The sequence below is a fragment of the Methylobacterium sp. J-072 genome, assembly GCF_022829425.1.
Lineage (GTDB): Bacteria > Pseudomonadota > Alphaproteobacteria > Rhizobiales > Beijerinckiaceae > Methylobacterium.
Genome location: NZ_JAKSYK010000075.1, coordinates 19,089 through 39,653 on the forward strand (window position 1 = coordinate 19,089; position 20,565 = coordinate 39,653).

The 20,565-nt window shown below is 70.3% G+C and carries 19 protein-coding genes, 2 tRNA genes and 1 pseudogene; 15 read left to right on the forward strand and 7 right to left on the reverse strand.

Annotated elements, in window-relative coordinates:
* The first annotated feature begins 32 nt into the window (after positions 1-32).
* From MKK67_RS07200 to MKK67_RS07240, 9 genes are all read left to right on the forward strand, one after another.
* A complete protein-coding gene (locus MKK67_RS07200) occupies positions 33-323 on the forward strand; it encodes a hypothetical protein (protein ID WP_243963090.1) in 291 nt (96 codons plus the stop codon).
* Positions 324-623: 300 nt separating this feature from the next.
* Entirely contained in the window at positions 624-2,375 is a 1,752-nt protein-coding gene (locus MKK67_RS07205) for an ABC transporter ATP-binding protein (RefSeq protein ID WP_243963091.1), read from the forward strand.
* Positions 2,376-2,448: 73 nt separating this feature from the next.
* Positions 2,449-3,324 (forward strand): aldose 1-epimerase family protein, encoded by an 876-nt coding sequence (locus MKK67_RS07210; RefSeq protein ID WP_243963092.1) that lies wholly within the window; start codon positions 2,449-2,451, stop codon positions 3,322-3,324.
* Between the two features lie 3 nt (positions 3,325-3,327).
* Positions 3,328-4,047: a uroporphyrinogen-III synthase gene (locus MKK67_RS07215; RefSeq protein ID WP_243963093.1), complete on the forward strand. Its 720-nt coding sequence runs from the start codon at positions 3,328-3,330 to the stop codon at positions 4,045-4,047.
* A 95-nt stretch (positions 4,048-4,142) separates the two neighbouring features.
* Positions 4,143-6,362: a translation initiation factor 2 gene (locus MKK67_RS07220; RefSeq protein WP_243963095.1), complete on the forward strand. Its 2,220-nt coding sequence runs from the start codon at positions 4,143-4,145 to the stop codon at positions 6,360-6,362.
* 120 nt (positions 6,363-6,482) lie between these two features.
* Positions 6,483-7,979, forward strand: a complete 1,497-nt coding sequence (locus tag MKK67_RS07225; protein ID WP_243963097.1) for a heme biosynthesis protein HemY — start codon at positions 6,483-6,485, stop codon at positions 7,977-7,979.
* 241 nt (positions 7,980-8,220) lie between these two features.
* On the forward strand, positions 8,221-8,676 hold the full coding sequence (locus tag MKK67_RS07230; protein WP_243963098.1) for an NUDIX hydrolase: 456 nt from the start codon (positions 8,221-8,223) through the stop codon (positions 8,674-8,676).
* 85 nt (positions 8,677-8,761) lie between these two features.
* Positions 8,762-8,836 (forward strand) — tRNA-Thr (locus MKK67_RS07235).
* 179 nt (positions 8,837-9,015) lie between these two features.
* Positions 9,016-9,291, forward strand: a complete 276-nt coding sequence (locus MKK67_RS07240; protein ID WP_243963099.1) for a hypothetical protein — start codon at positions 9,016-9,018, stop codon at positions 9,289-9,291.
* Positions 9,292-9,343: 52 nt separating this feature from the next.
* Here the strand turns inward: MKK67_RS07240 and MKK67_RS07245 are convergent, their stop codons facing one another.
* Positions 9,344-9,589: a hypothetical protein gene (locus MKK67_RS07245; RefSeq protein ID WP_243963100.1), complete on the reverse strand. Its 246-nt coding sequence runs from the start codon at positions 9,587-9,589 to the stop codon at positions 9,344-9,346.
* A gap of 433 nt (positions 9,590-10,022) precedes the next feature.
* On the opposite strand from MKK67_RS07245, the gene MKK67_RS07250 reads away from it, so the two are divergent.
* Both MKK67_RS07250 and MKK67_RS07255 read left to right on the forward strand, forming a co-directional pair.
* Positions 10,023-10,403: an energy transducer TonB gene (locus MKK67_RS07250; protein ID WP_243963101.1), complete on the forward strand. Its 381-nt coding sequence runs from the start codon at positions 10,023-10,025 to the stop codon at positions 10,401-10,403.
* A 138-nt stretch (positions 10,404-10,541) separates the two neighbouring features.
* The gene (locus tag MKK67_RS07255; protein WP_243963102.1) at positions 10,542-10,682 is read left to right on the forward strand and encodes a hypothetical protein; all 141 of its coding nucleotides are present in this window, start codon (positions 10,542-10,544) and stop codon (positions 10,680-10,682) included.
* Positions 10,683-10,688: 6 nt separating this feature from the next.
* Here the strand turns inward: MKK67_RS07255 and MKK67_RS07260 are convergent, their stop codons facing one another.
* From MKK67_RS07260 to MKK67_RS07270, 3 genes are all read right to left on the reverse strand, one after another.
* Positions 10,689-10,922 (reverse strand): hypothetical protein, encoded by a 234-nt coding sequence (locus MKK67_RS07260; protein ID WP_243963103.1) that lies wholly within the window; start codon positions 10,920-10,922, stop codon positions 10,689-10,691.
* A 167-nt stretch (positions 10,923-11,089) separates the two neighbouring features.
* On the reverse strand, positions 11,090-12,079 hold the full coding sequence (locus tag MKK67_RS07265; RefSeq protein ID WP_243963104.1) for an inorganic phosphate transporter: 990 nt from the start codon (positions 12,077-12,079) through the stop codon (positions 11,090-11,092).
* Positions 12,080-12,088: 9 nt separating this feature from the next.
* Entirely contained in the window at positions 12,089-12,730 is a 642-nt protein-coding gene (locus MKK67_RS07270) for a DUF47 domain-containing protein (RefSeq protein ID WP_243963106.1), read from the reverse strand.
* 275 nt (positions 12,731-13,005) lie between these two features.
* Between MKK67_RS07270 and MKK67_RS07275 the strand changes: the two genes are divergently transcribed.
* Positions 13,006-13,230 (forward strand): hypothetical protein, encoded by a 225-nt coding sequence (locus MKK67_RS07275; protein ID WP_243963108.1) that lies wholly within the window; start codon positions 13,006-13,008, stop codon positions 13,228-13,230.
* A 90-nt stretch (positions 13,231-13,320) separates the two neighbouring features.
* On the opposite strand, the gene MKK67_RS07280 is transcribed toward MKK67_RS07275, so the two are convergent.
* Complete coding sequence (locus tag MKK67_RS07280) at positions 13,321-14,034, reverse strand: Crp/Fnr family transcriptional regulator (RefSeq protein ID WP_243963109.1); 714 nt, start codon at positions 14,032-14,034, stop codon at positions 13,321-13,323.
* A 241-nt stretch (positions 14,035-14,275) separates the two neighbouring features.
* Between MKK67_RS07280 and MKK67_RS07285 the strand changes: the two genes are divergently transcribed.
* The 3 genes and pseudogenes from MKK67_RS07285 to MKK67_RS07295 all read left to right on the forward strand — a co-directional run.
* The gene (locus tag MKK67_RS07285; protein ID WP_243963110.1) at positions 14,276-14,986 is read left to right on the forward strand and encodes a Crp/Fnr family transcriptional regulator; all 711 of its coding nucleotides are present in this window, start codon (positions 14,276-14,278) and stop codon (positions 14,984-14,986) included.
* Positions 14,987-15,589: 603 nt separating this feature from the next.
* Positions 15,590-17,830, forward strand: a complete 2,241-nt coding sequence (locus tag MKK67_RS07290) for a glycoside hydrolase family 16 protein (RefSeq protein WP_243963111.1) — start codon at positions 15,590-15,592, stop codon at positions 17,828-17,830.
* A gap of 301 nt (positions 17,831-18,131) precedes the next feature.
* Positions 18,132-18,595, forward strand: a pseudogene (locus tag MKK67_RS07295) (IS3 family transposase); the annotation flags it as partial.
* A 185-nt stretch (positions 18,596-18,780) separates the two neighbouring features.
* Here MKK67_RS07295 and MKK67_RS07300 read toward each other — a convergent pair.
* Both MKK67_RS07300 and MKK67_RS07305 read right to left on the reverse strand, forming a co-directional pair.
* Positions 18,781-18,855 (reverse strand) — tRNA-Gln (locus MKK67_RS07300).
* 130 nt (positions 18,856-18,985) lie between these two features.
* Positions 18,986-20,563, reverse strand: coding sequence for an aldehyde dehydrogenase (NADP(+)) (locus MKK67_RS07305; protein ID WP_243963112.1), 1,578 nt, complete (start codon positions 20,561-20,563; stop codon positions 18,986-18,988).
* Positions 20,564-20,565 lie beyond the last annotated feature (2 nt).

Consider the following 20,565-nt stretch of genomic DNA (forward strand, 5'->3'; position numbering starts at 1 on the left):
ACAGGAGGCGCGCCTTGGAACCGATGAAGCCGATGGAACCCATGAAGCCCATGGAACCGATGAAGCCGATGAAGGGTATGGAGCCCTTCTGGCCCAAGGACTTGGGCGACCCCTCGACCAGCGGCTCCCAGAACGGGATGAAATATGCGTTCTTCCCGGACAAGCACCGGCTCCTGATCGAGCGCGACGGCCAGGTCTCGACCTACGACAGCGGCGACCACCGGATCGGCGGCGTCTCGCAGTCGGACGGCAGCACGAAGTCGCTGACCTTCTCCAGCCAGAACGGCGACGTGGACCTGGGCTCGCTGAAGAAGCTCGACTGACGATCGGGCTGGGCGCCCGCTCTCTCACCCACCCCCCTCATCCTGAGGTGACCGGCGATCGAAGATCGCTGGGCTTCGAAGGAGGGCTCCAGGGATCGCGCGGCCGGCTGGAGGGCTCCTTCGAGCCCTCCGCTTCGCTCCGTCGCCTCAGGATGAGGGGGTGGGTGGGAGGCCGGTGTTCCCGAAGCACCGGAGCGGATCCGCACCGCCCCTCCTGCCTCCAACCACCTTCCCCTCCGGCGCCGAGCCCTCTAAGCCCGGCCCGGCCATGCGAGCCCTCCCGCCGATCCGTCCCGAACCATGCGCGCGCTGATCGACCTCGTGCGCATTATGCGCGCACGCGACCGGCGGCGGCTCGCGCTGATCGCGCTGGGCCTCGCGGTCGCGGCCTTGCTTGAGGTGGTCGGCGTCGCCTCGGTGATCCCGTTCCTGACCCTGGTCGGCGACCCCTCGGCGGCGACCCGGGTGCCGTATCTGGCCCAGGCTCGCGAAGCCCTCGGCCTCGCCGACGAGCGCAGTTTCTTGCTGGTCACCGGCGGGGCGGCGCTCTTGGCGATCCTGACCACGGCGGTGGTCAATGCCGGGCTGACCTACGCGCAGCTCCTGTTCACGCATCTGGCCGGCTACGGCTTCAGCCGGCGGCTGCTGTTCCGCTATCTCGACCGCGAGCGGCTGTTCTTCGCCCAGGCCAACAGCGCCGAGCTCGCCAAGAACGTCCTATCCGAGACTGACCGGCTTGTGGTTGGCGTGCTGACCCCGGCCACCGTCCTGGCCTCCCGGGCGACCTCCGCGCTCGCGGTGATCGCCTTCCTGCTGGCCTACGCGCCGCAACTCGCCCTGATCCTCGGGGGTGGGTTCGGCGGCCTCTATGTCGGGATCTACCTGATCATGCGGGCCCGGCTCGCCCGGCTCGGCGGCCGCTCGGTGACCGACAACGAGGCCCGGTTCCGGATCGTGCAGGAGACCTTCGGCGCACTCACCGAACTGAAGCTCTACGGTCGGGCCGAGGCTTTTGCCGGCCGGTTCGACGCCCCGGCGCGCGCCTACGCGGTCGCGACCGCGGCGAGCCTGCTCACCGGCCAGATGCCCCGCTTCGTGATCGAGGCCCTGGCCTTCGGCGGGGTGATCGTGGTGGTGCTGTTCGCCCTGGCCCAGGGGCTGGATGTGGCCGGGATCCTGCCGCTGCTCGGCCTGTTCGCCTTCGCGGGCTACCGGATGCTGCCGGCCTTCCAGAACATTTTTACCTCGGTCTCGCTGATGCGCTTCTACCGGCCGGTGGTGCAGGTGATCGTCGACGAGCTCGCCGACGAGCGCAAACCCGTGGCCCGCACGTCCGAGCGTCTCCCCTTCGCGCAAGAAATCCGGCTGGAGGGGATCGGCTTCGATTACGGCGCCGGCCGGCCGGCGCTGGCCGGCATCGACCTGACGATCCCGGTCAACACCACGGTGGGGCTCGCCGGCCGCACCGGCTCGGGCAAGTCGACCCTGGCAGGCCTGCTGCTGGGGGTACTCACCCAGGGCACCGGCCGGATCACCGTGGACGGGCAGGTGCTCGACGCAAGCACCCTCCCCGCCTGGCAGAACCGCATCGGCTACGTCCCGCAGGATGTCTTTCTGGTGGACGGCACCGTGGCCGAGAACATCGCGCTCGGCCTCGACACGCCGGACCTCGCGGCCGTCGAGCGCGCGGCCCGGCTCGCGGGCGCCCACGATTTCGTGGCCGCCCTGCCCCGGGGCTACGGCGAGCGGGTCGGCGAGCGCGGGGCGCGGCTCTCCGGCGGCCAGCGCCAGCGCATCGGCATCGCCCGGGCGCTCTATCACGACCCGGACGTGATCGTGTTCGACGAGGCGACCTCGGCGCTCGACGATGAGACGCAAGGGGCGGTGATGCGCGCCCTGCGGGCGCTCTCGGGCCGGCGCACCCTGATCCTGATCGCCCACCGCCTGTCTACCCTGGAGAGCGCCGACGCGGTCCATGTGCTGGAGGCGGGCCGGCTCGTCGCCTCCGGGCCGCCGGAGACCATCCTGCCGGAGCTGGGAACGGTGGCGTGAGACGCGACCCTCCCCTTGCGTCCCGGCCCGCGTCCGTTACCTCGGCTGTCCGAGGATCGCCCGGGAGGCCCGCTTGAGCACGCGCATCGACCTGACCGCGCCGGACGGCACCACGGCCACGCTGTCCACCCACGGGGCCGAGCCGGTCTCCTGGCGGGTCGGTGGGACCGAGTATCTATGGAGCGGCGACCCGGCGCATTGGAACCGGCACGCCCCCTGGCTCTTCCCGGTGGTCGGCGCCTCGGCCGGCGGCCAAGTGAAGGTCGGGTCGGAAAGCTACCCGATGGCGCAGCACGGCTTCGCCCGGGACCTGCCCTTTGCGGTGGTGGAGCGCAGCGCCGACGCGGTGATTCTGCGGCTGACCGACGCGCCGGAGACCCGGGCGCATTACCCCTTCGCCTTCCGGCTCGACATTGCCGCCCGGGTGCGTCCGGCCGGCCTCGACCTCGACGTCACCGTGACCAACACCAGCGACGCGCCCCTGCCCTACGCGCTCGGCTTCCACCCGGCCTTCCCGTGGCCCTTCGCGGGCGGCACGCGGGCCAAGGATGGTGGCTACGCGGTCGAATTCGAGCAGGAAGAGCGCCCGTTCGCGCCCCAGGTCGGCCCCGGCGGCCTGCTGCTGCGCGAGGAGCAGCCGATCCCGATCACGGGCCATACGCTGCCCCTCGACCCAAACATCTTCACCGAAGCATTCGTGTTCCGGAACGCGAAGAGCCGCCGGATGCGCTTCACCGGACCCGACAAGGCGATCCGCATGGAGATGGCCGATTTTCCGCATCTCGCCGTCTGGACGAAGCCGACCGCGCCGTTTCTGTCGCTGGAATGCTGGACCGGCTACGCCGACTGGGCGGATTTTTCTGGGCCCCTCGCGGCGCGCGATTCGCAGCGCCTGTTGCCGCCGGGGGCGCAGGCACGTCACGGCGTCCGCCTGACCCTGGAGGGCTAGCGCTTGCGCGTCTGGGTCGCCCGGCCCGAGCCGGGGGCCGCCCGAACCGGTGCGGCCCTGGCGGCGCGCGGGCATTCGGCCCTCGTCGCCCCCGTGCTGGCGGTGCGGCCGACCGGTGCGGCGGTGCCCGAGGGACCCTTCGACGGGCTGCTGCTCACCAGCGCCAACGGGGTGCCGGCGCTGCGGGACACGGCCGTCTTGCGCGGCCTGCCGGTCTTCGCGGTCGGGTCCCGAACCGCCGCGCTCGCTCGCGCGGCCGGCCTCGGGCCGGTCCGGGAGGGGCCGGGCGACGCGGCCGGGCTCGCCGCCCTGGTCGCGGCGGTGCTGCCCACCGGTGCCCGCCTGCTCCACGCCACCGGGACCGCGCGCAAACCCGAGCCTGCAGCGAGCCTGACGGCCGCCGGATTCGCGGTCGTGATCGTCGAGATCTACGCGGCGGCGCCCGTTCTCACCCTGCCCCCTTCCGTGGGCGACGCGCTCGCGGGCGGGGACCTCGATGCCGTGCTGCACTATTCCCGCCGCAGTGCGGCCGTCGCGCTCGCGCTCGCGGACGGATCGGGACACGGCGGAGCTTTCCGCCGCCTGAGGCATTACTGCCTGTCGGCTGATGTCGCGTTCCCCCTGGAAGCCGCCGGGATCCCGGTCCATGTCGTGGCGGCACGACCGCGGGAAACGGACCTGCTCGATGCCCTCGCGCCGCGCCTCGGTGACGGCGCGCGGTGACAGCGGGACAGAGCCGCCGTATCTCGCCCTCGCGCCCGGTGCCGCCGCGGTGCTACGGGGGCGCGGCGACCGCCGAAGAGTTGGAGGACTTGCCCGTGACGCCACCACCCAGCGACGCCGACAAGCCCGGAACCGGCGGTCCGAAGCCGGGCGGCGCCCCGTCCACGCCCGTGCAGCCCGATCCCGGCCGGACCGAGTCCCGGCCCGGCGCGAAGTCGCCCGCACCCACGGTGGGCGGCGCCAGGCCTGCGCAGGCCACTGCGAATCAGCCGGCGACGCCCGGCACGGGATCCCCGTCGGCCAACCCGCCCAAGCCGGCGACCGATCCGGTCTCGGCCGCCAAGCCGGGCACGCCCGGTCCGGCCGACGGTAAGCCCGAAGCCGGCAAACCAGTCGGTCCCACGGATCAGTCCAAGCCTTCCGCCGCTGCGCCGGGCCGCCCTGTTGACGGACAGCCTGCGGCGTCGCAGCCCGGCGCCACGGCGTCGTCCGGTCCCGAAGCCGCCAAGCTGGCTTCGGGAGTTGCCGGGACGAAGCCCGAGCCCGCAAAGGCCGAGCCGGGCAAGCCTGACTTCGGCAAGCCTGACGCCGGCAAGACTGAAGCCGGCAAGACCGAGTCGGCCAAGCCGGATCCCACGAAGCCGGATCCCGCCAAGCCCGGCCAGCCGGGCGCGGGGGCGCAGGCGGGCGGCGGTCCCCGTCCCGGCGCAGCGGCCACGGGTGCCGCGATGACGGCCGGACCGATCCTCGACCTGAAGGCCAAGCGCATTCCCGATCCGCCGGCGCCCGGCCAGGACGCTGCGAAGGACGCATCCAAGGATGGCGCGAAGGACGCCGCCAGGGAAGCGTCGAAGGAACCCCCCAAGGGACCCGCGAAGGGACCGGTCCCGACCTCGACGGCCTTGACGGGCGCGACCCCGCCGGGCGGCCGTGCCCGGGCCGGCTTCGGATCCCTGGCGGCGGCCGGCCTGCTCGGCGGCCTGATCGGCGCGGGCGCGCTGTTCGGTGCCGAGCGCGCCGGCCTCAGCGGCGGTCTGCGACCGAACGCACCCGACTCGACCCTGTCCGGCCAGGTCGCGTCCCTCGACAAGCGCGTGGATGGGCTCGCCCCGCGCGACGCCGTCACCGATCTCGACAAGCGGGTCGCCGCCGCCGAGGCCGCGGCGCGTCAGGCGTTGGAAAAGGCTCCGGCGCCCGGCGCTGCCGCGCCAGACGGGCAGGCCCCCGCGGCGGCCTTAGCCGTGCCGGCCGATCTCGCGGCGCGCCTCGACAGCCTCGATCAGCGAGTGGCCGCGCTTCAAGAGGAGCCCGGGCGGGATCAAGGGAGCGATTCGAAGCTCGGCGTGGCCCAGGCCGCCGATCCCAAGCCGATCGCCGATCTCGACGCCCGGGTGAAGGCGCTCGAGTCCGATCAGCCGAACAAGGGCGAGGTCGCCGAGGCGTCGAAAAAAGTCGCCGCCCTGCAGGGCGAGGTCGAGCAGCGGACAAAGGCCAATGCCGAGGCCGACGCTGCCCTGGGTCAGCGCCTCGACACTCTGCAGCAGGCCCTCGACGCCCGGGTGAAGGCCGCCACCGAGGCGGTTCAGGCGGCCACGCAGGCGAGCCGCACCGCCGCCGAGGCCGGGCAGGCCCAGGCGGCCGAGGCCACGAAGGCGGTCGATCGCCGCCTGCAGGAGCAGGCCGACAAGATCGCCGCTCTGGACAAGGGCCTGGCTCAGCGCGCCGAGGTCTCGACCGTCCAGGCGGCCCTGCGGGTCGTGGTGGCCGATCGCGTCGCCTCGGCGCTGGCGGCCGGCATGCCCTACGCCGAGCCGCTGGCGACCCTGCGCAACCTCGACCCGGGTGCGGAAGCCCAGGCCGCGGCGCTCGCGCCCTTCGCCGAAAAGGGCGCGCCGACCACGGCCCAACTCGCCAACGCGTTTCGGCCGGTCGCCGAGCAGATCGCCGCCAAGCGCCGGTCGCAGCGAGCCAAGAGCGCGGCCGAGACCGGCGATTTCCGCACCAAGCTCCTGAGCATGGCCGACGGACTGGTGCAGGTGCGCAAGGTCGACGCTGCCGCCCCGGCCCCGGAGGAATCCGACGAACCGGAGGCCAAGGTCCAGGCGGCGCTCGACCGCGGCGACCTGCCGGCGGCGTCTGCGGCCTTCGCGGCCCTGCCGGCCGAGGCGCGGGACCAGGCGGGCGATTTCGCCGCCAAGCTCAAGGCCCGGGCCGCCGCCGAGGAGGCCGTGCGGACGCTGCTCGCCGGCGCCTTCAAGGCCTTGCCGACGGATGCGGCCCCCGGTGCCGCGCCGGCGGCTCCGGCCGCCCGATAGTGACGGCGCCAATCCGCGCATCGCGCGGCTGCATCCCCTCCGGCCGGGCGCCTGGGCGCCCCGCCTCTCCCGCACCCAGCGGCGGCCGCCCGGCGGCCGTCGACAGGAGACACTGACCCCATGTGGCGCGCCCTCGCCTTCCTGGCCCTGCTCGCACTCGCCGCCTTCGGGGCGGTCTGGATCGCCGACCGGCCCGGCACCGTCACCGTCGTCTGGAACGGCTACCAGATCGGCACCAGCCTTGCCGTCGCCCTGGTCGGCGTGATCGCAGCCGCGATCGTCCTCGGCCTGCTCTGGGCGATCGTGCGCGGCGTGATCGGCCTGCCGGACGCGCTGGTGCGCGGCTCGGCCGAGCGTCGCCGGGCGAAGGGCTTCTCGGCCCTGTCGCGCGGGATGGTGGCGGTCGGCTCCGGCGATCCCCTCGCGGCCCGGCGCTACGCCGGGGATGCCGAGCGTCTGCTCGGGCCCGAGCCCCTGACCCTGCTGCTGAAGGCCCAGGCGGCCCAGATCTCCGGCGACCGCGCCGCCGCCGAGAGCGCCTTCCAGCGCATGGTCGACGACCCTGAGACCCGGGTGCTCGGCCTGCGCGGCCTGTTCGTGGAGGCGCGCCGCCGCGAGGACGAAACCGCCGCCCGCGCCTACGCGGTCGAGGCGGCCCGCCTCGCCCCGAGCGTCACCTGGGCCAACGAGGCGGTGCTCGAGGCACACTCGGCCGACGGCGACTGGGCCTCGGCCCTGGAGGCCGTCGAGCGGCGCTCCTCGCTCGGGCTCATCGACAAGGCCACCGCCCGGCGCCAGCGGGCCGTGCTGCTGACGGCGATTGCAGGCGAGCGCGAGGCCGGCGAGCCCGAGCTCGCCGCGGAGCGGGTGCTGCAGGCGGTGAAACTCGCCCCCGACCTCGTTCCGGCGGCCTGCATCGCGGGGCGGCTGCTCGCCCGCCGGGGTGACCTGCGCAAGGCCGCCAAGGTCGTCGAGGCGGCGTGGAAGGCCAATCCCCATCCCGACTTGGCCACGGTCTATCTCGGCCTGCGGACCGGCGATTCGGTCCGCGATCGCCTGGCCCGGGCCGAGACGCTGGCCAAGCTGTCCTCCTGGGATCCGGAATCCCGTCTCGCCGTGGCGCAGGCGGGCCTCGATGCGCGCGATTACGGCCGAGCCCGTGAGGCCCTGAAGCCGCTGCTCGCCGACCGGCCGACCGTCCGCTCCAGCCTGATGATGGCGGCGATCGAGGAGGCCGAGCACGGCGCGGCGTCGGGCCAGGCCCGCGAGTGGCTGTCCCGGGCGGCCCGGGCGCCGCGTGATCCGGTCTGGATCGCCGACGGCATCGCCTCTGATACCTGGGCGCCGGTCTCGCCGGTCACGGGACGTCTCGACGCCTTCGCGTGGCGCGAGCCGCCGAACACGTTGGCGCCGTCCGTGCCCGCGGTGGAGCCGGAGGAACCCGAGGCACCGCAGCACGTTCCGGTCCCGGCCGGTCCGAAGCCGCTCGCCCCCCTCCCGACCATCATGCCGACCGGCAACACGCCGCCTGCTCCGGGCGCCGACGCGGTCTCCGCCGGGATGGCTGCCGCCGCGGCGCCGGTCTCCGGGGAGCGTGCGGTGCGGCGGATCGGATGACCGGACGACGGATCCGGCTTTAGCCGAGCAACAAATAGGAGGTGCGGAGATATCAGTCTTGTGTCGAACTTTTCCTTGGCCCGTGCGGTTATGTTGACGGCAGTTGCTGATACTGCGTATTTTGTTGCTGATGCAGCGTTATGCCGACCGAGGATCCGACCATCTGTGCTCCGTTCCACCCCCCTGCCACGCCGATGATCCGGCGGGGCGCGACCAGGGTTTCGACCCGGCCGGTGCAGCCGTGACGGCCGCGATCCAAGACGAGCCCGAGCCGCGCCGGCAGGTTGGCGTCCTGCCGTTCCAGCAAGGGCGCGACGGCGAGGATCGGATTCTCCTGGTGACCTCGCGCGAGAGCCGGCGCTGGGTGATCCCGAAGGGCTGGCCGATGAAGGGCCGCAAGCCGTTCGAGGCGGCGGCGCGCGAAGCCTACGAGGAGGCCGGCCTGCGCGGCGATGTCGGTAAGCGCCCGCTCGGCTACTATGTCTACCAGAAGCGCCTGAAGAACCTCGATGCGGTCCTGTGCCAGGTCAAGGTGTTCCCGCTCAAGGTCCGCAAGCAGCTCAAGACCTTCCCCGAGGTGAACCAGCGCGAGCTGCGCTGGTTCACGCCGGCCGAGGCCGCCGAGGCCGTGTCCGAACCCGGCCTTGCCGCGATCATTCGCGCCACCTGCCGGCAGGTAAAGGCGGCGGACGCGTAACTCACCGTTGCCAAGCCGTCGCTGATCCGTTATTGCCCCCCTCAGCCGGACGGACACGCCCCCGAGCGGGGTCGCCACGGCGCTTGCTGCGGTAGCTCAGTGGTAGAGCACTTCATTGGTAATGAAGAGGTCGACAGTTCAATCCTGTCTCGCAGCACCAGATATCTCGACGCCAGCGTAATCGGATCCGGACTTTCTAACGCTCTTGCGTGAAGTCTCGTGCTGAGCGTTGATCGTGCGCATCGGATCGCGAGAAAGCCGGTCCTCCCGGGTGAGCCTTCCGTCCTGCGCATGACGGCGTGCCGATGCATCCGATGAGGGGATGATGCGGACGTGAATATGACGGCGCTTTTCACGATGCTGGGCATCGTGCTCGGCTGGGCCGTCCTGGCCGGGATCGCGCTGTTTTCCGGCCGGATCGCCAGTTTCGCGTTCCTGGTCCTGACCGTGGTCGCGCTGTTTCTCTACGTTCCCTGGGTCAGGCTCCGCGCCAGCGGGATCGAGGGCTCCAGCCGTCCGGTACGGTTCTGGACGAATGTCGCGATGCTGGCGGTCAGCCTCGCGGCCTGCCTGGCCTTCGGCGTGATGCTGGCCCGGCGCACGGGGTTTTTGTAGCGAGGCCCGCCGCGGCAGCCGCGTGCCCCCTCCCCGAGAAACCCCCGCGCGTTCAGTGCTTCGTCAGGCTGTCGACGGTCTCGTTCTGCCCGAGCGTGTCCGAGAACCGCCCGAGGCGGCTGAGGCTCGGCTCGTTCAGGCCGCCGGCATTGGCGAAGGTGGCCAGCGCGACACCCACCAGGAAGCTGGCTTCCTCCGCGGTGACGGCGCGGCCGCTCAGGGTGCTGGCCGCGCCGCGCACCGCGAGCACGGCCTGCTGGAACGCCGGGTCGCTCTGCAGCTCGGCCAATCGGGTCATGTGGGCTCTCTCTTGGATCGGGGTGGATGCCATGGGACTCGCCGAGGCTTCGAGGCGCCCGCGCAAGGATCTCTCCAGCGGTGCCGCCGCGGCGCCCTGTGTGCGGGCGAAGTCGGCGATCATACTTTGGGGTCGAAGTCCGACAATCGACCACCATAAGCATCAAGCTAGGCGGTTTTCGCATCATGGATCAAGTTTTCCATCCGCTCGCCCCTCGGTCCGGGTGGCAGCGAGAATGACCCGTCGGGGTCATCCCCGTCATGCGCGAGCGCGCGATATCGATGGTGGGCGCCCGGGCATCCGGGCCGCCCCAGCGCCGGCCCGCATCATCCCGGGCGGCGCCTCGCCGCAGCCCGGCTTTCGGGTGACGGCCGGTAAACCCTTCGGCGTAAGGATGGATGCGTTCATTCCGCCGTAGGGTCGTTGTTCCAGCATGTCGTCGCGCCTGTTGACCCACGGAACCGTCCTGCTCGGCCTCCTGCTGGTGCCCTGGCCGGCGCAGGCGCGGACGGGCGTCACGCCCGCGGTGCGCAGCTGGCTGTCCGCGCTGGTCACGCGGATCGACGCGGTCGACCGGACCGACCGGCGCGGGCAGACCCGCGGGGCGGCCGGCACCGTGGTGGTGCACGTCGCGATCGCCCCCGACGGATCGGTGCGGCAGGCAGAGATCGAGAGCAGCTCCGGCTCCCCCGGCCTCGACCAGCGGGCGCTCCGGGCGGTCCGGGGCGCCAGCCCGTTCAAGCCGCCCCCGGCCGAGCTGCTGGCCGAGACCGGTGTAGCCGACCTCAGCGTGCCGGTGGAGTTCGGCCCCTGAGTTGCAGCACCCGCGATGGGGGCATTGCCCAAGCCGTCGCCTTCTCGGCGATCCGGCTTGGCGTAGCTGCAACCTGAAACTTTCTCCTGAACGTCTCCGTTGAGGCCCGCGGCGCAGGTTGCGCCCGGGAGGCTGCGCGTGAAGGACGCATTCGTGAGACTGCGCCGGGTGGATGGCAGGAAGCCGCCCCTCCCGGTGGTCGTGGCGTCGCTGATCGTCTCGATCGGGATCTGGGTGGTGATCTGTCACTCTGCCGGCCGGATCGTCTGGACTTGGTGAGCGGCTTCACCGGTCGGGATGCGGGCCGGCGCTGAGATAGGCCCCCACCAGGAAGCCGGATTGATGCGCCGCCAGATAGGCGAGCAGGACCAGCACCTTCCCGGCGTCGAGCGTGGCGGCGAGGGCCCAGAGCGGCAGGCAGACCAGGGCGATGAGCATCGAGCTCGCCACCACCATCGGGGCCCGGTAGCGCCAGCCTTCCAGAACCCCGAGCGCGAACAAAAGGGCCGCGATAAGCAACAAGCAGGACCCTATTGGATGCAATATTAGGGATTACGCTCCAATTCTATACGAGCTGCAATATTAAGAAACCCAAATTTAGTGATCCGCGGCGGATGTGATGTCCGCCACGCGCCGGCAGGGCCGGGCCGACGGTGTCCCGCCCTGCTGTTCCGACGCCGGATCGGTCACGGCAGCACGAAGCCCGAGACGCCGTAGACCAGGGCCGCCACCAGGGCTGCGGCCGGCATGGTGATCACCCAGGCGACCACGATCCCCTGGGCGACGTTCCAGCGCACCGCCGACACGCGCTTGGCCGCGCCAACGCCGATGATCGCCCCGGTGATCGTGTGGGTTGTCGAGACCGGGATCCCGAACGCGGTGGCGGCGAACAGGGTCACGGCCCCGCCGGTCTCGGCGCAGAAGCCCTGCATGGGCGAGAGCCGGGTGATCTTCGAGCCCATCGTGTGGACGATGCGCCAGCCGCCGAGCAGCGTGCCGAGCGCCATGGCGGTCTGGCAGGAGAGCACCACCCAGAGCGGCACATGGAACGCGCCGCCCCCCTCCCCGTGGGCGTAGAGCAGCACCGCGATGATGCCCATGGTCTTCTGTGCGTCGTTGCCGCCATGGCCGAGGGAGTAGAGCGAGGCCGAGACGAACTGCATCCCCCGGAACAGCCTATCCACGGCGTGGGGTGTCGAGCGCACGAAGATCCACGACACCGCTAGCATCAGCAGCAGCCCGAGGCCGAAGCCCAGGGCGGGCGAGAGCACGATCGCGGCGCTGGTGGCGATCACGCCCGGCCAGACGATCGCGCTCAAGCCCGCCTTGGCGATGCCGGCCCCGAGCAGGCCGCCGATCAGCGCATGCGAGCTCGAGGACGGGATGCCGGCGTACCAGGTGATCAGGTTCCAGCTGATCGCACCGCCGAGCGCGCCCAGGATCACCCGGTCTGTCACCATCGTGACGTCGACGATGCCGGACCCCACCGTGCCGGCGACGTGCAGGCCGAAGATCAGGAACGCCACGAAGTTGAAGAACGCCGCCCAGATGACGGCGTAGCGGGGTGCGAGCACCCGGGTCGACACGATGGTGGCGATCGAATTGGCCGCGTCGTGGAGGCCGTTCAGAAAGTCGAAGACCAGGGCGACGGCGATGAGGACGATCAGGAGCGTCACGCGATCGACTCAGACATGCTCGACCACGATGCTGCTGATCTGGTTCGCGACATCCTCGAACCGGTCCATGACCTTCTCCAGGTGATCGTAGAGCTCGGCCCCGACCACGAAGGCCATGGGATCCTGGCGCGACGCCTTGAACAGCGCCTTCAGCCCGGCATTGTGCAGGTCGTCGGCCCGGCCTTCGAGTTGGATCACCCGCTCGGTGAGGGTGTTCAGGACGGTCGCGTTCTCGCCCAGCGCCCGCAGCTTCGGCAGGGCCTCGGCCGTGGCGGCGGCGGCCTCCTGGATCACCGCGCCCATCTCGCGCATCGAGGGCTCGAAGGCGGTGACCTCGAACAGTTGCACGGTCTTGGCGGTCTTGAGCATCTGGTCGATGGCGTCGTCCAGGGAGCCGACCAGGGCCTGGATGTCGCCCCGGTCGAACGGGGTGATGAAGGTCCGGCGCACGGCGAGCAGGGCCTCGCGGGTGATCGTGTCGGCCTCGTCCTCGTGGTCGGCGATCGCCTGGCAGGCCACCGGCACGTCCTCCGTGCCGTCGAGCAGCGCCCGGAGGGCGGCCGCGCCGGCCACGATCGTCGCGGCATGACGCTCGAACAGGTCGAAGAACCGATCTTCCTTCGGCATCAGTGCACGAAACCAGCCCAGCATGCGATGTCTCAGTTCGAGGACTGGTATCCGTTCGACTTCGACGGACCCGAGGGGCCTAGCATGGCCGTCGATGAACTGCATCCGGCCCGCGGAGACGACGCGCCGCATGGCCCCATACGGATGGGCGGTTCTCGCCGGCACAGGCTGACGCCGTCCGGATCATTGACAGTATCGATTTCCAGTATCGATCCTATCTGTTTGAATCATGACGCAGTGCAGCGCAAATATCGCCTCGACACCGGGCTTCGGGCCTGGATAGCGAGAGGCACCCTATCATGACCCTGCGACCCTTCCTGATCGCCACCCTGGCGTCCCTGCCGATGATCGGCTCCGCTCTGGCGGACGAGGCCCTCACCCTGACACCGCCGCTCTACCGCGAGCAGGCCCGCGCGACCTCCGCCCAGCGTCCCGCAACGGAACTGGCGACCACGCCGCGCCTCGTCCCGGCGGTCCCGACCGCGACCCGTGTCGTCACCGCGACCGCGCTGCCGACCCGCTGAGGTGGCCGGTCCCTATCGAAGGCGCATCCCGGACCTCACGCCGGGATGCGCCTTCGCATGGAGGTCGACGCAGACCAGCCGGGGCGGCGATCACGGGACCAGATAAGCCGGATCGAACTGGGCCAAGTGCTTCAGGCGCGTGCGGTCGATGATCGTCAGCTGGCCGGCCTTGAGGTGGATCAGCCCTTCGGCGCGCAGATGCATGAGCACGCGGTTCACGTGCACGGAGGTCAGGCCCAGCGCATCCGCCAGGTCGTGTTGGGTGATGCGCAATTTGCAGCTGTCTTCCGTCGCCTGTCCGACCTCGGCAAGCCGCCAGCGCAATTCGCAGAACAGATGCGCCGTGCGCTCGATCCCGTCTCGACGGCCGAGGCTGACGATCCACTCGCGGGCGATGGCCTCGTCGCGGCGCAGGCGGCGCTGCAGGAATGTCGCGAGGGCCGGATCGTGTGGCGCCGTGAACCGCGACAGCGGGATTTCGCCGAGCGTGCAGCGGGTCAGCGTACTGACGGCATAGCTGGAGCGCCCCGCCAGGATCGCTTCCAGGTCGCAGATGTCGCCGGGAACCAGGATGGCGGTGATCTGGCGACGGCCATCCTGCAGCATGCGGTAGCGGCAGGTATGGCCGGCCAGCAGCAGGTGAGCGACGTTTGGCGTGGCCCCGGGGACCAGAATCTCGTTCTGCTTCGGAACCGTGCGTTCCCGCAGTGAAAAGCCGAGTTCGTTCGTCAGGCTCCGGGGATGGGTCGCGTAGGCCGCCATGTCGGCTGGCCGAGCAGTGAGCATCCGTGCGTTCCAGTCCATCTGCGGTTCATGCACCGAGTATCGATTCAGTAAAGATCGTCTGAGCTGTGAATACAAAGCCTCCAGATGGATTTGGACCAGATTTATATAGAGGTATATTCCTTGTGTCCGGAATCGTACCCTTATCATGGCGCTGTTTTTCTGTGTAAAATAGTACTATAGCTGTGTGATTGTCCGTCGGATTTTTCGGGCGCGGACGACTGGGAGGCCGCGTACTCTTGCCCTGATTGGGAGCAGAGCCATGCTTCAGCTTCAGCAATCCGACAGTCGCAACCGCCTGCTCGGCGCCCTGGCGCCGGAGGACTTCACCCGTCTGGCCCCGGCTCTCGAGCGCTGGCCGCTCCACCTCCACGACACCCTGATCCGCGCCCATGAGCCGCTGTCGCACGCCTATTTCGTCGAGACCGGCCTGGTCTCGCTCGTGGCGGCCACCGAGGGCGGTCGGATCGAGATCGGCCTGGTCGGCCAGGAGGGGCTGGCTGGCGTGCCGCTCGTGCTCGGGACCGATCGCGGTCCCGTCCTGGGGATCGTGCAGGGCGGGGGCGAGGCTCTGCGCATCCCGGCTTCCGCCTTGCGCGAGGCGCTGCAAGCGAGCCCGGGATTGCGGGGCGTTCTGGGCCGCTACGTTCTGAGCCTGATGATCCAGATGGGCTATACGGTCTACGCGAGCGCCGAATTGAACGTCGAGGCGCGGCTCGCCCGCTGGATCCTGATGACCCATGACCGGCTGAACGCCGAAGCGATGCCGCTTACCCAGGAGTTCATGGCGATGATGCTGGGCGTGCGCCGCACCGGCGTCACCGCCGCCCTGTATGTCCTGAGCGGCGCCGGCATGGTCCGGGCGAGCGAGGGGCGCATCACCGTGCTCGACCGCGACAGGCTGAAGGATCTGGCCGGCGATACCTATGGGCCGGCGGAGGGCGAGTACGAGCGCCTGCTGGCGGAAGCCTGAGCGGAATCCAGGACGCACGCGGCCGGTTCTCGTGTCGAGCCCCTGCGGCCGATCCTGATCCGCGGCCCGGCCTTCGGATGCCAGGGGCTCAAAATTTGGGCGCCCTCCCGGATCTGCCGCGCCGCTTTCCCACCGGGATCGAAAGCCGCACCGCGACGAAGCAGATCCCTGCGGCGCTCATCCTGCGCGACGATCCGCCAGCGTATGCCGCGACCGGCGCTGGATTTCGGCAGCGAGGCGCTGGCTGCGACCAAGCGCCGACAGATCCAGAACCGTCCGATGCGCCTTCTCCAACGAGCCCGGGCCGGCCGAAGGACAGGACTATAAAGCTACACGCGGGTGGGGCCTGCCGGACACTGTCAATCCCCGACACGGTGCCTGCAGTGCCTAATCTATATACATCAAAAAGAGTAGCTTGAATTCTGAGCCCATACCAATCTTGACAGCAGCGCAACCACGTACGTATTGTTTCCACAGTGTTAAATATAGGAAAACATAGCTGAGCCGGTTGCCCGTCGTCTCGGGGACCTGACGCCACGTAGGCAAGCTTTCTTGTGCTGCGATCGAAGAATCGCGCCTTGCTGCAAGTCTGGGGAAACATTCATGGTCGATCTGACCGGCTACAAGCTGACCTTCGACGACGAATTCAACACGCGCAGCATTTCACAAACTGGAGCAGGCACCACCTGGGCGGATATCCGCGCGCAGGACCGCGGCGATGCGAACGCCGATGTCGGCTTCGGTCACTCGTCCTTCGTGGACAAGGGCTCGGGCTATGACCCGTTCCAGGTTCAGAACGGCGCCCTGTCGATCACCGCGGTGCCGGACAGGACGTCGTCGGGCGTTCCCGGCAGCTGGGAATCCGGCCTGCTGACCACCCAGGGCAACTTCTCGCAGACCTACGGGTATTTCGAGGTCCGGGCCGACTTCTCCGAGCAGGTCGGCGCGTGGGATGCGTTCTGGTTGTTGCCCAACCAGCAGACACCGGATCCGCACAATGCGGGTCAGCACCAGGAACTCGACGTCGTCGAGCGATACGGCGGTGGGCCGAAGACCGTCTACAGCACGATCCACACCACGGACCAGACGCCGAATATTCCCTGGCAGCAGAATCGCCAGGTCACCAGCGAGATGCCGAACGAGAACGGCTATCACACCTACGGCATGGACTGGCAGGCCGACCGGCTCAGCTTCTACGTCGACGGCCAGCTGGCCGGCTCGCAGGCCACCCCCTCGGATCTGCACAGCCCGATGTACATGCTGGTCAATTTGGCCACGCAGGGTTCGGGCGGCAACAACGCCGACAGCGCCGGTGTGCCGATCACGTCCAAAATCGACTACGTTCGGGCCTATTCGAAGGATCCGACGGCCGTCGCCGTCAAGCAGGATGCCGTATCGAGCCCGGACGGCAAGGATCCGGGTTTGTACGGCGCCACCCCCGCGGCGGCCGCATCGACAAGTACGACCGCCACGACCACGGCCAGCGCCACGACCATGAGTGCGGCCCCTTCGAGCAACACGACGGGTGCGGCGAGTTCGACACCGTCGACCAATTCGTCCCAGGGCGCGAGCAGCCCGGCCACCGGTTCTGCGACGACGACCGGCGTGACGACCAAGCCGGCGACCGGTTCGACGACTGGCAACACCTCGGGGGCAAGCAGCTCGACCACCGGCACGACGACCACGACCCCGAGTTCCACCGTCTCGACCGCTCCGGCCAGCGCCGCTCCCAGCGTGACCGGCGCGACGAATTCGGCGATCGGCAGCACGACGACGGCTACGCCCCCTGCGGCAGCCGCCAGCGCGACACCCCAGGCGGCCGCCCCGTCGACGGGGTCTGCCGGCACGACAAGCCCAACCGTGAGCGCCACCGTCCCGCCGAATCCGGCAGGCGCCGCTCCGAGTGCGACTGGTACTGCCCCGAGCTCGACCAGCACGACGAATGCAGCGAGCGGCACCGCATCGGTCGGGACGCGCCCGGTCACGGCCAGCGCGACGTCCAACGCGGCCGCGATCCCGGCGACGAGTTCCACCGTCCCCGCCGCGCAGGCCAGCGCCTCCGCGAGCTCGACCGGCACGGCGAGTCCGACCGCGTCCAACGTGGCAAATCATTCGTCCACCGGCTCGACGAATACGGTCGCCGCGCCCACGCCCGCAAATGGCATGGCCAATACACCAGCCGCAGGATCGAATGCCGCGGGCGCTGCTGCCATCACACCCGGCTCTTCCGGAACGGCGGCCCCGACCATCACTGGTTCTGCATCTGCAGGCGGGACCTCCACCGTCACGACCGCGCCCGCCAACGCAGTCCCTGCCACGGCGCCCAGCCCCACGAGCCCGGCTCCGACGGGCACGAACGGTGCGGCAACCAGCGCAACCGGCATCCCGACTTCCCCGGCCGCGAGCATCAGTCCGACCAACGCGCCGACAAGCCCGGTCCAGCCGGCGGCTGCCACCGTCCCGACCAGCCCAACGGCAGGCGCGACCAACGGCACCGCCAGCCCGGCACAGTCGGCGCTCGCCGGCGCGACGCGTTCGCCCACCGTCAGCCCGAGCCTGCAAGCGCCGACCGGCAATGCGCCTGTCTCGTCCCCCGCTACCCCGAGCCCGGTCAGCCCGACGAGCTCGTCGCAGCCCGCGACTGCGAGCGGGACAAGCACGCAGGGCTCAGCCGGGACTCCGCCGGTGAGCAAGGCCGCCAACTATCAGACGTTCTCCATTTCCGAGAGCCAGCGAAAGGCTGCGATCGCCGTGATGGAGAAGTTCAACCATGCCGAGCCCAGTCACGCCGCGTCGACCAGCTGGTTCGCCAAGCTTTCCAATGTCCTGATGCATCTTTGGTAGGCGACGGGCGCGTTCGGCCAAAAACTCGGAGCTCCGCCCGGTCGCGACGCGATCGGGCGGCGCTCGGGCATCGGGAAGCTGACCGCCAAGTGGATGCGCTGCCGCTTGTCGTAGCCTTCGAGGTGGATGAACAGGTGGCGTCGGGCCTCGCCCCGGGGTGCCCTTCGTCCCCGGCGGGGAATTCGACCTCGCCGCAGCACCTGGCCGTGACTCGCCCACAGAGCCATCGCCCTGCATCTTGATCCTCCCCCGGCCCCATGGGCACCTCTGATACGCTCCTTGCTGGCTGGGAAGGTGTTTGATGGCGAAGACGAGCCGGGAGTTCACGCCCGGGTTCAAACGCGAGGCGGGGGCCGACCACAGATGCAGATCGCGGCCGAACTTGGGATCCAACCCTGCATGCTGAGGCAGTGGCGCACGGCGCTGATGGGAGGCTCTTCACCACCACCACGGGCAGCAGCATCACCAGGAGCCGCGGCTGCGAGCCCGTTGGCTTCCCCCTCCGACCAAGCCGCCGAGATCGCTCGTCTGCGGCGTGAACTCGATCGGACGCGCATGGAGCGCGACGTCCTAAAAAAAAGCGATCGGCATCTTTGCGGAGATGCCCAAGTGACGTTCGCTTTCATCGAGCAGCATGCGAGCACCTGGCCGGTGCGTCTCATGTGCCGCGTGCTCGAAGTCTCTCACAATGGCTACTACGACTGGCGATCCCGTCCCGAGAGTGCCCGGTCGGCGTCCAACCGTCGCCGTCTCGACCACGTCCGGACGTCTGAGCAAGCGGAACGGAACGCGAGCTAAACCTCCTGTCCGTGAAGTCGGGGGAGGATCAAACACAGTGTCAACGGCCTGCCCCTGTGGACAAGCGCGTGCAACAGCGCTGCGTACAATCGGCCGTGCCGCGGGAGCGGCTGCGAGCCGATTGCCATCAGATCAATGACTTAACGGAAGCTTGGCTGGGGCGCCAGGATTCGAACCTGGGAATGGCGGTACCAAAAACCGCTGCCTTACCACTTGGCGACGCCCCACCGTGGGCCGGGGCTGTCTAGACGGGCTGCCCCGGCCTGGCAAGCGGTCGATGGGGCTCGAACGACACCGTTTGAGCCGATGGCGCGCGGGTGTGGGCGGCTTGCGCCTGTCCCCGCGCGCCTGGGCTTGTCAGCGGCGTTCGAGGGCGCCGTCGATCCGGCGCGGCAGGCCGAGGGGGTTGGCTTCCTGGAGGGCGGCGGGCAGCAGGGCGTCGGGGAGGTCCTGGTAGCTCACCGGCCGCAGGAACCGGTCGATCGCGAGGCTGCCCACGGAGGTGGTGCGGCCGTCCGAGGTCGCCGGGTACGGGCCGCCGTGGACCATGGCGTGGGCCACCTCGACCCCGGTGCCGAAGCCATCGACCAGGATGCGGCCGACCCGGCGCTCAAGCAGCGGCAGCAGCTCCCGCACGGCCGCGTGGTCCTCGGGCGTGATGTGCAGGGAGGCGGTGAGCTGACCTTCGAGATGCTCCAGCACCTTGCGGACCGCCGCGAGGTCGGGGCAGCGCACCACCAGGGCCGCGGCGCCGAACATCTCCTCCTGCAGTTCCGGCTCCGCCAGGAAGGCGTCCGAATCGGTGGCGAACAGGGCCGCCCGGCCCTGGGTGGCGGAGCCTTCGGGGCCTTCGGCAAGGCGCGTGACCGCGGCGTGGCCGGCGAGCCGCGCGACGCCCTCGCAATAGGCCCGGTGGATGCCCGGGGTCAGCATGGTCGCGGCCGGGCTCTCCCGCAGGGCGGCCGTGGCCGAGGCCAGGAAGGCGTCGAGGCCGGGGCCGGGCACAGCCAGGATCAGGCCGGGATTGGTGCAGAACTGACCGGCGCCGAGGGTCAGCGAGGCCGCGAAGGCCCGGCCGATCGCCTCGCCCCGGGCCGCCAGGGCGCCCGGGAACAGCAGGACCGGGTTGATGCTGCTCATCTCGGCATAGACCGGGATCGGGCGGGGCCGCCTGGCCGCGATCTCGACCAGGGCGGTGCCGCCCCGGCGCGATCCGGTGAAGCCCACCGCGGCGATGCGGGGATCGGCCACCAGCCCCTGCCCGATCGACTGGCCGGCATCGAACAGCAGCGAGAACACCCCCTCCGGCAGGCCGGAGGCGGCGACCGCCTTCTGGATCGCCCGGCCGACCAGTTCGGAGGTGCCGGGATGGGCCGGGTGCGCCTTGACGATCACCGGGCAGCCGGCGGCCAGCGCCGAGGCGGTGTCGCCCCCGGCCACCGAGAAGGCGAGCGGGAAGTTGCTGGCGCCGAACACCGCCACCGGCCCGAGCGCGACGTTGCGCAGGCGCAGGTCCGGACGCGGCAGCGGCTTGCGGTCCGGCAGCGCCGGGTCGATGCGGATCTCGAAGGCGCTGCCCTCGCGCAGGACGCCGGCGAACAGGCGCAGCTGGCCGACGGTGCGGCCGCGCTCGCCCTCGATCCGCGGCCGGGGCAGCCCGGTCTCCTGCATGCAGCGGGTGACGAGGTCGTCGCCGAGATCGAGGATGTTGGCCGCGATCGTCTCGAGGAAGGCCGCCCGGGCCTCCGGGGTGGTCTCGCGGTAGGTGTCGAAGGCGGAATCCGCCAGGGCGCAGGCCCGGTCGAGATCGTCGAGGCTGGCGCCGGGGAAGTCGGGCTCCAGGTCTTGGCCGGTGGCCGCCTCTATGCCCCGGAACGCGGCCTGCGTGCCTCGCCGGGCCTGAGCGCCGATCAGGTTCTCACCACGCACGATCATCG